The sequence below is a fragment of the Campylobacter sp. JMF_08 NE1 genome (assembly GCF_027737875.1).
Lineage (GTDB): Bacteria > Campylobacterota > Campylobacteria > Campylobacterales > Campylobacteraceae > Campylobacter_B.
The window spans coordinates 193,109-206,806 of sequence record NZ_JAOVUC010000001.1 but is presented as its reverse complement, the minus strand read 5'-3'; the positions used below and the strand labels follow the sequence as shown (position 1 = coordinate 206,806).

The 13,698-nt window shown below is 39.2% G+C and carries 13 protein-coding genes; 8 read left to right on the top strand and 5 right to left on the bottom strand.

What is annotated here, in order from left to right:
• Nucleotides 1-278: 278 nt before the first annotated feature.
• From OFN91_RS00960 to OFN91_RS00940, 5 genes are all read right to left on the bottom strand, one after another.
• Nucleotides 279-1,136 carry a hypothetical protein gene (locus OFN91_RS00960; RefSeq protein ID WP_270872933.1) on the bottom strand — a complete coding sequence of 286 codons (858 nt, stop codon included), beginning with the start codon at nt 1,134-1,136 and terminating at the stop codon, nt 279-281.
• Nucleotides 1,137-1,216: 80 nt separating this feature from the next.
• On the bottom strand, nt 1,217-1,813 hold the full coding sequence (locus OFN91_RS00955) for a hypothetical protein (RefSeq protein ID WP_270872932.1): 597 nt from the start codon (nt 1,811-1,813) through the stop codon (nt 1,217-1,219).
• Between the two features lie 418 nt (nt 1,814-2,231).
• Nucleotides 2,232-3,146, bottom strand: a complete 915-nt coding sequence (gene cysK / locus OFN91_RS00950; protein ID WP_270864410.1) for a cysteine synthase A — start codon at nt 3,144-3,146, stop codon at nt 2,232-2,234.
• A 44-nt stretch (nt 3,147-3,190) separates the two neighbouring features.
• On the bottom strand, nt 3,191-3,604 hold the full coding sequence (locus OFN91_RS00945) for an RrF2 family transcriptional regulator (RefSeq protein ID WP_270858939.1): 414 nt from the start codon (nt 3,602-3,604) through the stop codon (nt 3,191-3,193).
• Nucleotides 3,605-3,613: 9 nt separating this feature from the next.
• Nucleotides 3,614-4,906, bottom strand: coding sequence for an O-acetylhomoserine aminocarboxypropyltransferase/cysteine synthase family protein (locus OFN91_RS00940; RefSeq protein WP_270872931.1), 1,293 nt, complete (start codon nt 4,904-4,906; stop codon nt 3,614-3,616).
• A 202-nt stretch (nt 4,907-5,108) separates the two neighbouring features.
• Between OFN91_RS00940 and OFN91_RS00935 the strand changes: the two genes are divergently transcribed.
• The 8 genes from OFN91_RS00935 to OFN91_RS00900 all read left to right on the top strand — a co-directional run bounded on the left by OFN91_RS00935 (nt 5,109) and on the right by OFN91_RS00900 (nt 13,654).
• Nucleotides 5,109-5,441, top strand: coding sequence for a hypothetical protein (locus OFN91_RS00935; protein WP_270866260.1), 333 nt, complete (start codon nt 5,109-5,111; stop codon nt 5,439-5,441).
• 121 nt (nt 5,442-5,562) lie between these two features.
• Entirely contained in the window at nt 5,563-6,276 is a 714-nt protein-coding gene (locus tag OFN91_RS00930; RefSeq protein ID WP_270872930.1) for an SIR2 family NAD-dependent protein deacylase, read from the top strand.
• Nucleotides 6,257-6,877, top strand: coding sequence for an HAD family hydrolase (locus OFN91_RS00925; RefSeq protein WP_270868230.1), 621 nt, complete (start codon nt 6,257-6,259; stop codon nt 6,875-6,877). The genes OFN91_RS00930 and OFN91_RS00925 overlap by 20 nt, the downstream gene beginning before the upstream one ends.
• A 60-nt stretch (nt 6,878-6,937) precedes the next feature.
• Nucleotides 6,938-7,840, top strand: coding sequence for a polyprenyl synthetase family protein (locus OFN91_RS00920; protein WP_270872929.1), 903 nt, complete (start codon nt 6,938-6,940; stop codon nt 7,838-7,840).
• On the top strand, nt 7,840-9,147 hold the full coding sequence (gene hemA, locus OFN91_RS00915) for a glutamyl-tRNA reductase (RefSeq protein ID WP_270858945.1): 1,308 nt from the start codon (nt 7,840-7,842) through the stop codon (nt 9,145-9,147). The genes OFN91_RS00920 and hemA overlap by 1 nt, the downstream gene beginning before the upstream one ends.
• Complete coding sequence (locus tag OFN91_RS00910) at nt 9,137-10,846, top strand: proline--tRNA ligase (RefSeq protein WP_270872928.1); 1,710 nt, start codon at nt 9,137-9,139, stop codon at nt 10,844-10,846. The genes hemA and OFN91_RS00910 overlap by 11 nt, the downstream gene beginning before the upstream one ends.
• A 113-nt stretch (nt 10,847-10,959) precedes the next feature.
• Complete coding sequence (dcm, locus tag OFN91_RS00905) at nt 10,960-12,159, top strand: DNA (cytosine-5-)-methyltransferase (protein WP_270872927.1); 1,200 nt, start codon at nt 10,960-10,962, stop codon at nt 12,157-12,159.
• A 1-nt stretch (nt 12,160) separates the two neighbouring features.
• Nucleotides 12,161-13,654 (top strand): MutH/Sau3AI family endonuclease, encoded by a 1,494-nt coding sequence (locus OFN91_RS00900; protein WP_270872926.1) that lies wholly within the window; start codon nt 12,161-12,163, stop codon nt 13,652-13,654.
• The last annotated feature ends 44 nt before the right edge of the window (nt 13,655-13,698 follow it).

The window sequence follows — 13,698 nt, the reverse complement described above, 5'->3', positions numbered from 1 at the left end:
ATTATGTCAAAATTTCGTGTCCTTAGCCATCTATTCAAATGCAGTTTAAAATTTGCCCTCTTTAAATTTATCATATCGTCGAAGCTGAAATTTTAAAACGAGAAAATTAACGGATTTTATACAACGATATAAAATAATGGCGCATATCTTCGCAGGTCGTCTCATAGCCCCTATATGTTTTGCGTGTCAAGCAGACATTTTTGAGCTTGGTCGCTATCTAAATTTAATTCTTTTTCTTTTAAGTTTGTATTTGACATTTTTTATTCCTTTAAAAATTTTTAATTATTTGTTGAGCTAGATAAGCCGTTGCCTATCCATTGCCACCGCCATTGCTTTTTATTAATTCCGTCGTTATTTATAGGAATTTCATAAATCCAAATAGCATTAGAAATGCCACCTCTGTGTCCGCTTTGAAATTTTTCCATTTCGGATTTCATTTCTTTTAAATCGCTATCTAGGCAAACAAGTCCATCTGGTGTTTTGTAGCATTTATCGATATATACGAAAGTTTTCTTTTTTCTACAATACTTACTTTTACCAAGCAATCTACCAACAAAACTAGTAGGTATTTCACACTCTTTTATCTCAAAAGCGTCGGAAGGGTAAATCGAAAAATTCTTTATATCGTCAAATATTACAGTTTTTCCAACAGGATAATTAATCTTGCTAAATCCCGCATAAACCCAATTCCCGTGACTTTCTTTGTTATAGTCGGCGATAATTTGAGCGTCTTCTTTGTAGTAAGGAATTTTTTCGTTTATATTCAAAATTTCTTGCGTTATATCTTTCATAGCAAAATTACTTTGTAGCCCCTTAAACAAATCAAAAGTCCCATTATCATCTATATGAGAATTTATGATTTCGGATATTTCCAAAATCATTTCGTCCATAGCCAAATTTTTATCTAACTCGTAAAATTTGTTGCCATGATTTTCTTGGTTATAGCTCTCAATTACATAGACTTGAAATTCAAACTCATCTTGTGTAAAAATCTGCAACAACTCATCTTTGGTTAAAATTTTATGATGTCTAAAACTATAACCAATGAAATTCAAATACCCAATAATCGGCAATCCAACTATGGCAATAATCGATAAAGCAATAAGTAGAATTTTGGTCTTTTTATGAATTTTCATATAATAATCTCCTTTGTAAATTTTGTGCTGACTTGTTTTTTATATTTTCTCCCTTTGATTTAAAAATTTAAGCCAGATGCCTACCGCCACACGCCTCTGGCGCGCACTTCGCCACTTATGCAAATTCCATTTCGCATGACGCAGTTATTTTGGGAGCTCTTAGCTCTTTGTGTAGTGAGGTGCTGTGGCACGGGCGCAGGTTTGGCGACTCTGTTTTGCTCATGCGCGCCAAAGCGGCGCCCTCGGTGCTCCTCGTAGCGTGGCGGTAGTGGTCTGCGTCGTAGATTGCCCTCCTCTATGATAGTGATACCATTGCCGAAATTCTGTTCGTAGCGGTATCTTGGCGGGTGATTTACATAGACCTTTTTTTCTGGTTGGATTATGATTATGTTTTGTTCGCTCTCTTTTTTAGGTTCTGGGGCAGGCTGGGGCTTTGGCAGGGCTTGCAAATCAAAATTTTGCGCGAGCCTAGTCGTATCATAACCGCCAAAACCGGTTATGTTTTTTAGCTGGTTTTCATCTGTGATTTCGCGCGATTTGCGGTAGTTTATGAGCATGTCCGCCCTGCCCGCATCAAGCCCGCCAATGGTCATTAGCTCGTATCTAGTCGCGTCGTTTATGTTGATTTTGCCCCACAAAGAAGCACACAAAAATAAAAAAACAAAAAGCTTTTTCATAACTTTCCTTTTTTATGAAATTTAGCCAAATTCTAGCGCAAATTTTGATAATAATGTGTAAATTTTGGTTAATCAGCACAGTGTTTTGGCAGAAATTTATGAAATTTTAAACTCGTAGATTGCCACGCTCGTTACACTCGCTCGCAATGACAAATTAAACAAATTTGCTCACTAGTGTCATTGCGAGAATTTGCGTAGCAAATTCGAAGCAATCTACGAATTTAAAATTTCGGCGCAGTGTTTTAGCAGAAATTTATAGAATTTTATAAATTTTGCAAATTTAGAGTTTGGAATTTTTAATTCGTAGATTGCTTCGTCGCTTCGCTCCTCGCAATGACAGCGAATTTAGCGTTTTGGAATTTTTCGTAGTAAAAAGCAAATTTGCGAATTTCAAAATTCGCAAATTTGAAATTAGATTTTATTTGAATAAATCGGTAGAAAGGTATCTCTCGCCAGTGTCATTTAGCGTGGTTACGATGATTTTGCCACGATTTTCGAAACGATTGGCGATTATGTTTGCCGCATAGACATTTGCGCCGCTTGAAATGCCCACTAGCAAGCCCTCTTTTTGCGCCAAAGTCTTTGCAGTATCGAAAGCTGCGCCATTTGCGACCGCGATATACTCATCGATTATGTCTAAATTTAGGTTTTTCGGTATGAAATTTGCGCCGATTCCTTGGATTTTGTGGCTTCCAGCGCACCCTCTACTGGCTAGTGGCGACGAATCAGGCTCGACCGCGATTACCTTTAAATCAGGGTTTTGCTCTTTGAGATATTTCGCAGTCCCGCTTAGCGTGCCTCCCGTGCCAAATCCAGCGACTAGGATATCGACTTTGCCGTCTGTATCGCGCCAAATCTCAGGGCCAGTGCTCTCGTAGTGGGCTTGTGGGTTGGCCGGATTGTCAAACTGGCTTGGGATAAAGGAATTTGGGTTTTCCTCGGCTAGTTCGTTTGCCTTATCCACGGCACCCTTCATGCCAAATTGCGGATCTGTGAGCACGATTTTCGCGCCAAAAGCCGCGATTAGTTTTTGTCTTTCGATACTCATCGAACTTGGCATTGTTAGGATTAGTTTTAGCCCCATTTTCGCAGCTACCATGGCTAGTCCTACGCCCGTATTTCCGCTGGTTGGCTCGATTAGGATTGTGTCTTTGTTGATGAGATTTTGCACGAAGGCGACCTTGATGATATTCCACGCGATACGATCTTTGACCGAGTGGCTTGGGTTTAGAAACTCAGCTTTTGCAAGTATTGTCGCGTTTTTTGAAAAGGTATTAATCCTAACTAACGGAGTGTTGCCGATTAGATCTGTTACATCGTTTGCTATTTTCATTTTTTTCCTTTTTTTATCGTTGTGAAACTGCGCACAGCCTCAAATCAAATACTAAAATCCAAAAATTTAGTGCTTTCTTCCTTGTATTCTTCAAATTTGCTAATTGATTTGTTGAAAATTTCTAGCAGTTTTTCATCATACTCTTTGAAAAAAAACTCTAAATTTGGGTTTAAAAGCTTCAAATTCGTAAGCTTAAAGTCCTTCTCCATAGCCTTAAAAACATCGGCAAATGTGATATCCTCGATATCGCGCGAGAGATAATATCCGCCGTTTTTGCCCTTTATACTCTCGATCAATCCGCCACCTCTAAGGCCGTTTAAAATCTGCTCCAAATAGTTTTTTGAAACCAAAATTCTATCTGAAATTTCGCTAATGCTAATCGGCGAAATTTCGCTAGCTTTGGCGATTTCTAAAATCGCCATTAAGCCATAAACGCCTTTTGTAGATAAAAGTGCCATATATTCCCCTTATTTCGTTGCTTTTTCGATTGCGTTTTTAAGATCATTAATCAAATCGTCAGTGTCTTCTAGCCCCACGCTAAGCCTAATTAGCCCCGGTGTAATCCCTGCGCTTAAAAGTTCCTCGTCGCTTGATTGCGAGTGAGTTGAACTTGCTGGGTGAGTGATGACGGATTTGCTATCGCCGATATTTACGACAACGGCGAAAATTTTCACCTCTCGCATGATATCATCAGCTACTTTTCTACTTCCTGCATCAAAACACAAAAGTCCGCTACATAACCCCTCGGTGAAATTTTCGCTTACAAATTTATTTAGTGGCGAACTTTTTAGCCCTGGGTAATTTACGCTTTTTATCGCTGGGTGAGATTCTAAAAATTCAGCGATTTTTTGCGTTTTACGAGAGTGTTCTTTGACCCTCACGCTTAGGGTTTCAAGCCCCTGAATCAACTGCCACGCGCTAAATGGGCTCATCGTCGCACCGATATCGCGAAGCAAACCAAGGCGAATTCGAAGCGTGAAAATGTCGAAATTTTCTACCAAATTTGTATAAACTAGCCCGTGATAGCTCTCGTCTGGCTCGTTGAAATCAGCGTATCTTGGATTAGCTAGGATTTTTTTGTTTGTGCTAGCCCCGCTTACGACAGCACCTGCGATGGTTAGCCCTTGACCGCTGATATACTTACTCGCACTATGCACGACGACATCTGCGCCTTTTTTGATAGGATTAAACAACACTGGCGTGGCGACTGTGTTATCCACAATGCTGATAATGCCGTATTTATCGGCGATTTCTATGATTTTATAAAAATTTGGAATTGCCACTTGCGGATTTGAAAGCGTTTCGAAGAAAATCGCCTTTGTTTTCTCATCAATCAAACTCTCTAAATCCTCCGCGCTGTCTGCGTCGAACATACGCGTTTCAATGCCAAATTTTTTAAGCGTATGGAGCATTAAATTCGAAGTTCCGCCATAGACCTTTTGCGCCATGATGATATTATCGCCTGCGCTTGCGACATTTGCGACCGCATAAAATGAAGCGGCTTGACCGCTAGCAGTGCCAATCGCCGCCACGCCACCTTCAAGGGCTGCAATGCGCGCCTCGAAAATATCGACCGTTGGGTTATTTAAGCGCGTATAAATGGGACCAAGGCTTTGCAATGCAAACCTAGCTGCCGCCTCCTCGCTCGTGCCAAAGTCAAACGCCGTGGTTAGATAAATCGGCACCGCCATAGAACCACAGCCCTCTTTTGAGCTATATCCTGCGTGAGTTGCTAGTGTTTCGAAGTTAAATTCCGCCATTTCTCCTCCTTAAATTTTAAAATTTTAAAGAGATTATAACACTTATTTACAAACAAGTCAATAGAGAAAATATATTTTATAAATTCCCTATTTAAAGTGTTTTGAAAAAAATATAGTTTTAATAATATATAGGAAAAATATGTAAAATAAAAAATAAAGCTAAATTTGGTATAATCGCACTTTTGATTTCAAAGGATAAAATTTGAGCCAAATAAATGAAAAAAGCGATCGTATCAAATACATCCGCGCCTTAGAACGCTTCGCAAAATCGGCAATTTCGATTTTGAAACGAGATGATTTTGACGAAAATTTATTTAAAATTCGCGTAATAAAAAACTACGAAGTTTTAAAAAAAGTAGAAGCTGTTTATTTAGACCAGCCCTACACGAAATCGCTCGAAAACTTCGTCAAATCGGTCCTAGCACACAAGGGCAAAGATGAGCTGATAAAAGAGGCAAATTTGCTAGAAAAACTCAAAAATTCAAAAACTTACAAAAAAGAGAAGCACAAGGGCAAATTTAGCGATGAATTTTAAAGTAAAATTAGCGCGCAAAGCGCGCCACTACTAGCGTTGGCCTGGTGGGGGCGCGGGGGCGGGCGGCCATCGCAACTCTGAGCGCCGCCCCCGCAAAAAAATAAAATTTATGGAGTAAAAAATGAAAAAAGTATTGATTTTAAGTGGGGCTGGACTGAGTGCTGCTAGCGGACTTCGCACATTTAGGGAGAGTGGCGGACTTTGGGAGCAATACAGCGTGGCAGAGGTTTGCTCGGTGCCTGGGTTTTTAAAAGATAGAGCGAAGGTGCTTAAATTTTACGATGAGCGCAGGGCGCAATTAGCGGGTTGCGAGCCAAATTTAGCGCACTACACAATCGCAAAATTAAAAAAAGAATTTGGAGAAAAAATCGTCGTGCAAACCCAAAATGTCGATGATTTGCTAGAACGCGCTGGGTGTGAGGGTGTAATTCATTTGCACGGATTTTTGCCCGACATTCGTTGTGAGGCGTGCGGACATGTCCAAAATATCGGCTACGCGCCAATTAAGGGGCAAATTTGCGAAAAATGTAAAAGCCCTAAAATGCGCCACAATATCGTTATGTTTGGCGAGCAAGCCCCACACTACGCCGATTTATACGAGGCACTGCAAGAGTGCGAAATGTTCGTCTGTATCGGCACGAGCGGGGAGGTGCTCGATGTAGCAGGCTATACAAGATACTTTAAAATCAGCGTTTTAAACAACCTTGACGCCTCGCGAATCGATAAATTTTTCGATAAATGCTACACCGAAAGTGCCGTTACCGCCGCGCCAAAATGGGAGAGCGATATTAGAAAATTTTTGCAAGGCGAGGCGCATGAAAACGATAATCTTTGATATGGACGGCACGCTACTTGATAGCAAAAAGGCCATTTGCGAGAGTATAAATTTCACTAGAAACCGCCTTGATCTCGCACCTTTGGAGCATGATTACATAATGAGCGTGATAAACGATCCTGCGCAAAACCCCTTTATCGCGCTATATGGCACACAGAGCGTGAGCGCGGAGCTAGGGGCTGAATTTATGGCTGTGTATATGGGGAATTACCGCAAATTCGCCCTGCCATATCCTGGGATTTTGGATTTGCTAAAAAAATGCAAAAACGCTGGCTTTTTCGTCGCCCTAGCCTCGAATGCTCCACAAGTTAGCCTTGCTAGCATAGCCGAATTTACGGGGCTAAGCGAGTTTTTTGACTTTATCGTGGGCGAGAGCGAGAGAGTGCCACACAAACCAGATCCCGCTATGATTTTAGAAGTTTTAAAAAATAGCAAATTTAAAAAAGCGATTTTTTTAGGCGATAGCAAAAAGGACGAATTCGCCGCCAAAAGGGCAAATATCCAGTATCTGCAAGTAAGCTGGGGCATGGGTGAGTTTAGAGAGGGCGTAAAAAACGCAAAAACGCCAGAGCAAGCGTGGGAGATTATCGATAAATTCTAGCTTGGATTAAATTTAATTTTGCTATAATCGCTAAATTTTTTATCAAAAAAGAAAGAAATAATGGACAAAATCGATCAAATTATGCAAAATTTCATCGCTAGTTGCGGATACAGCGTGGCTAGCAAAATGTTTTTGACTCTTAGTTCAGGCAAAAAACTGCGCTCAAAACTGCTTTTAAATATCGCCGGAGAGAGCGAAGAGAGCCTAAGACTATGCGCTATTACTGAGCTTATTCAGGCTGCTAGCCTGCTGCATGATGATGTCATCGACGAAAGCGTAATGCGCCGCGGCAAGCCCTCAATCAACGCAACCCAGGGCTCTAAAAACGCCGTTATGCTCGGCGACATACTCTACTCCAAAGCTTACAGCGAGCTTTGCAAATTTCCTAGCTTCATCGCTACTTCGCTAAGCTCAGCTGTCACCAAACTCGCAATCGGCGAAATGATGGATGTAAAAATGTCGCAAAATTTCAACTCTGACGCCCAAAAATACACCCAAATGATTTATTACAAAACCGCCGTTTTCATCGAGGAAGTGGCAAGAAGTGCGGCGTATTTGAAATTTGGCGAGGGCTCGGAGGTAGAAAAATTTGGCGAATATGGCAAAAATTTAGGTCTTGCCTTTCAAATAATTGACGATATTTTGGATATCACACAATCAAGCGAAGTGTTAGGAAAGCCGAATTTAGGGGATTTCAAAGAGGGCAAAACTACGCTAGCGTATATTTATCTATACGAGATTTTGAACGAAAATGATAAAGAAAAACTAAAATCACTTTTCAAAAAAGAGCTAAACGAGGACGAAATTTCGTGGCTTAGGGCAAAATTTAGCGAGCACAAAATCATCGAGCGTTGCATAAATGAAGCGAAATTTTTGGGCACTAGCGCAATAGAAGCGATAAAAGATTTCAAAAACGAAAAACTTATACAAATCGCTGAAAATATGATAAATAGGGAGTTTTAATGGCTTATATGAGTGTGAGTTTTACTCACAAAAACACAGACATTACAGTGCGTGAAAAGCTATCTTTCACAAACGATGTGCGAAAAAAAGAAATTTTGCGACTTTTGTGCTCGAACGCGAGTATCAAAGAGTGCATGGTGCTAAATACCTGTAACCGCGTGGAAATTTTCGCTAGTGTAAGCGATTATGAGGCTGCGTCGAAATTTACCCTACTTGCGCTATCTCGCGTCAGTGGCGTGGGGCTAGACGAGCTAGAAACCAGGGCTGATTTATACGATGATGACGGCGCGATTCATCATCTTTTTTCGGTTGCAAGCTCGCTCGATAGCCTAGTTGTCGGCGAAACGCAAATCGTAGGCCAGCTAAAAGATGCGTATAAATTTGCGCTTGAAAACAACAACACAGGCGAGGATATCAAAAGCGCAATCGACGCTTCGCTAAAATGCGCCGCTAGCGTGCGCACAAAAACCGAAATTTCCAAAAACCCAGTATCTGTTTCAAGTGTGGCAGTATCCATGGCAAAGGAAAAATTAGGCTCGCTTCAAGGCGAGGAAGCCATAGTGTGTGGGGCTGGCGAAATGAGCGAGCTAGCGTGCAAACACCTGCTCGCAAGTGGCGCGAAGATTACAATTTTGAACCGAAATTTAAAAAACGCCGAAAATTTAGCCAAAAGCCTAGGGGAAGGCGTGAAATTTGATAGCCTTGAAAACCTAAAAAAATATGTCAATATCAATAGACTATTTTTCAGCGCGACAAGCTCCGCTACGCCAATAATCACCGATGAAATCATTGAAGCCAAAAATTTCAAACGCTACTTTTTCGATATCGCCGTCCCGCGCGACATAGAGCTAAGCCAAAGCGAGGATATCGTCGTATATAGCGTCGATGATTTAGAAGAAATCGTCAAAAACAACCTAATCTTGCGCGAGGAGCAGGCTCACAACGCCTATGCGATCATCGGGGCGCAAACTAGCGAGTTTTTCGATAGCCAAAACGCCAAAGCAGCCACCCCACTCATCAAGGCCCTACGCGCCAAAGCCAGGGATATAGCCGAAATCGAGCTAGAAAAAGCTATCAAAAAAGGCTATTTAAAAAACAGCGACAAAGAAGAAGCCAGAAAGCTAATTCACCAAGTTTTCAAATCATTTTTGCACACACCAACGACAAATTTGAAAAATTTAAAGAGCAAGGACGAGATTGATTTCGCGACAAATTCGTTAAATGAAATTTTCGCCCTTAAAGAAAATTACGAAAAATTTTTAGACTACGAAAATAGCAAAACAATGGAGAATAAAAATGAAATTTAGCAAACTTTTTGCACCGACATTTAAAGAAGCGCCAAAAGACGCCATTTTGCCAAGCCATATTTTCTTGCTTAGGGCAGGATTTATCGAGCAGTTAGGTAGCGGACTTTATAATTTTATGCCGCTTGGAAAAATGGTTTTAAACAAAATCACGCAAATCGTGCGCGAAGAGATGAATAACGCAGGCGCACAAGAAGTCGCATTTAGCGTGGTTACACCAGCTGATGCGTGGAAAGCAAGTGGCAGGTATAATAAATACGGCAAAGAGCTTTTGCGCCTAAAAGACCGCAAAGAAAATGACTTCGTCCTAAGCCCGACAAACGAAGAAAGCGCCGTGCTAATGGTGGCGAACAAAATCACCAGCTACAAGCAACTCCCGCTTCATATCTACCAAATAAACACCAAATTTAGAGATGAAGCTAGACCGCGCTTTGGGTTACTTCGTGGGCGCGAATTTACTATGAAAGACGGATATAGTTTCCACGCAAATGAGGCTGATTTGAAGCGCGAATTTGATCTCATGGAGCAAACTTACACCAAAATTTTCACCCGTCTTGGGCTAAATTTCCGTGCCGTAGAAGCCGATAGTGGCGCAATCGGCGGAAGCGGAAGCAAGGAATTTATGGTTTTAGCAGATAACGGCGAGGACGATATTTTGGTCTGTGAAAACTGCTCTTATGCTGCTAATATCGAAGCAGCGCACCGCGCTAAACGCACAGCCCCTTGCGAAGCGCCAGAAACCGAGGGTATGATGAAATTTCACACGCCAGGCACCAAAACAATCGAGAGCGTGGCTGGATTTTTCAAAGTGGATAAATTTTTTACAATCAAAGCCGTGATGAAAAAGGCAATCTACGAAGATAGCGCAAAAATCGTGGTTTTCTTTGTGCGAGGCGACGATGATTTGCAAGAGACAAAGGCGCAAAACGCTTGTGGCGCGCTAGAACTAATCGACGCAGATGAGAGCGAAGTGCGCGAAGCTGGGCTTGTGCCTGGATTTTGCGGGCCATTTGGACTGCCAAGGGATATTGATTTTTACATAGACGCTGAGCTTGAAAACGAGCGCGAAATGATAGCTGGGGCAAACGAAGAAAACTACCATTTAATCGGTTGTGCGGTTACGAATTTTAACAAAACTCGCTTCAAAGACTTAACCGAAGTCAAAGCTGGGGATAAATGCCTGTGCTGTGGTGGCGAACTACGCGTTACAAAGGGCATTGAAGTAGGACACATTTTCCAGCTAGGACAGAGATATTCAGACCCTATGGGGGCGAAATTTTTAGACGAAAACGGCAAAACACAGCCATTTTTCATGGGTTGCTATGGTATCGGCGTGAGCCGTCTAGTCGCAGTCGCAGTCGAGTCTAGCCACGATGAAAAGGGTTGCGTGTGGAGCAAAGAGCTATCGCCTTTTGCGCTAGAAATCATCATTTCAAATGCAAAAGATGAAAATATCGTCAATTTTGCGACCGAACTTTATGAGAAATGCCGAAATTTAGGCATTAACGCCTTGCTTGATGATAGAAACGAACGCTTTGGCGTTAAGATGAACGATTACGAGCTTATGGGCTTTCCGTATGCCGTTTTGGTCGGCAAGGGCTTAGCTAACGGCGAAGTAGAGTTTATCGAGCGCAAAAACCTAGAAAAACAAAGCGTTAGCGTGGATAAAATTTTGGATTTGATTAAAGAGAAATTGGCGTAAATGCTTGAAATTCGGAGTTGAAATGGTTAGTTGTTTCATTACAAAAGAACAATTTTGCAAAATTTGCGTAGAATTTTTAATCTTGAAAGCAAACTAAAAATATGCAAAAAACTATGTGTGAATTATTTGCCGGTGTTGGTGGTTTTGGGCTTGGTTTTTCAAGGTTGCAAAGTGGTTGGCAAACCGTATGGTTTTCGCAATGGGAACCAAATAAAACAAAACAATGGGCACACGAATGCTATGTAAAACATTTTGGTAATTTTACCGATGAAAACGGCGAATTTCACACAAACAAAGATATTGCAGAAGTAGATAAAAAAACTATACCAAATCACACGCTTTTAGTCGGTGGTTTTCCGTGTCAGGATTATTCGGTGGCAAATTCGCTTCCAAATTCTAAGGGCTTAGAGGGACAAAAAGGTGTGCTTTGGTGGCAAATAAGAGATGTTATAATCGCAAAAAAACCACCATTTTGTCTTTTTGAAAATGTGGATAGATTGCTAAAATCACCAGCCAGACAAAGAGGTAGAGACTTTGGCGTTATGCTTTCGACTCTTCATCATCTTGGATATTTTGTAGAGTGGCGTGTTATAAATGCCGCTATTTATGGTGCAGCTCAAAGAAGAAGAAGAGTTTTTATTTTTGCTTACAAAAAAGATACAAAATATGCGAATTTTGTATTAAATAAAAAAATAGAAAATCTTTTTTTGAAAGATAGCCTTATGGCAAAAGCTTTTGCGATAAATAAATTTGAAAAGATAGAAATTTGCGAATTAGATGAAGATATTAAAAAAAATAGCGATGAGTTTAAATTTAATTTTGAAAGCGCAGGTTTTATGATAAATAATAAAATTTACACTACAAAAGTTACAGAAAAAGAAGAAAAACCTGTAAATTTAAAACAAATTTTGGAAAAAAATGTTAGCGAAAAATACTATTTAGATGATGCAAAATTAGAAAAAATGAGCTATTTAAAAGGATCAAAAAAGATAAATCGTAAATCAAAAAATGGGCATGAATATGTATTTTCAGAAGGTCCTGTTGCGTTTCCTGATTCATTAGATAAACCAGCTAGAACTATGCTAACTAGCGAATCTACGATAAATCGTAGCACACATGTGGTTTGCGATCCGCAGACAAATAGACTGCGTATATTAACGCCAATCGAAACCGAAAGATTGCAGGGATTTGATGATAATTGGACTGATAATATGAGTGATCGTATGAGATATTTTTGTATGGGAAATGCCCTTGTCGTGCCTATGATAACTCGTATCGGCAAAGAACTAGATACGATAATCGAAAAGGAATAATATGACAACAGAGCATATTTTTGAAAAAAAAGAGATTATCAGACGATTTAACGATATAGTTGGCAAAAAATTTATCGAATTTGATAATATCGGCTATTTTGAAAAATTTAAAAATGTAAAATCACAAAAAGGAATAGCAGGTAGCGCTATCGAACAATGTGTTTTAGAATATCCACAAGATAACGAGCAAAAACCCGATTTAATCGTAATAGAAAAAGATAAAAAAACTCCGACGGAAGTAAAAACCACTGGTATATTACTAAAAGAAAAATCGAAAAATTATGTAGCAAAAGAGCCTATGAGCATAACAGCTGTCGGCGTAGATAAAATTCACACTCAAACATTTAAAACTAGCCATTTTTGGCAAAAATTAGAAAATATGCTAATCGTGTATTACCTTTATGAATTTGGCAAAAATAAAAAACCAGTTAGTGCTTATGAATACAGAAATTTCGAAGTAAAAGGATACGAATTTCATAACTGGGAAGAAGATGAAAAGGCTGGATTGAAAATCGACTGGGAAATAGTTCATAAATTTTGCTCGGATATATCTAGTAAATTTAATTTTGAAAAAGATATAAAAAAAGAATTTATCGCCACAAGCGGAACGCTTAGAAAAGAGCTAACTTATATAGATCTCGCGCCTAAATTTCCGCCACGCTTTCGCCTAAAACAATCCGTTGTTTCTACCATGGTCGCAAAATATTTTGGTGATGATTTGATTAAATTGCCTGAAAAATACATTAGCATTAGCGACATAGATAAAAAATGCGAAGAACTAACAAAAAAATACAAAAATAAAACTATTGCAGAAATTTCAAATGAACTAGGTTTAAATTTAACAAATAGCAAAAATTTAGCAGAAAAAATTATCGTAAAAATGTTTGGGGCAGACGCTAAACACTTAAATCAAATAGAGCTTTTTGCCAAATTTGGCATAACTGCCAAATCCATAACTCTAACTTCGCTTGGTGCTAGAACGGAAGATATGAAGCTTTTTCATATTGATTTTAATGAATTTATAGAAGATACCAAATTTGAAGATAGTCAAATTTACAATTATTTTGCAAATAACGAATTTTTGTATATTATTTTTGAAGAGCCAAAAAAAGCAAAAAATCAAAAATATGAACTTTTTGAAAATAAATTTATAGGCTTTGAGAGAATTGTATTTTCTAATGATTTTATTTATAATATCGCTTATAAAGCTTGGAAAGATACAAAAGATAAGATTACAAATAAAACATTACTTGATATACCAAATTTTGATACAAACGGAAAACCTAAAATTTTAGGTGACGGAAGTAAATCTTGCGCACCAAATTTTATAAAAAGTTCCCAAAACGAAGTATTTATCCGTGGTGGTGGCACAAATTCTCATTTAAAAAATAAAACAGAAGTTGTAAATAATATAAAAATGCTCCCACAATTTGTTTGGATAAAAGGTTCGTATATAGCAAATGAAATTCAAAAAAATTTAAAGGATTTGTATTGAAAAAATGTAATTGTAATTATGATGGATTATTTATATAAAGGAAA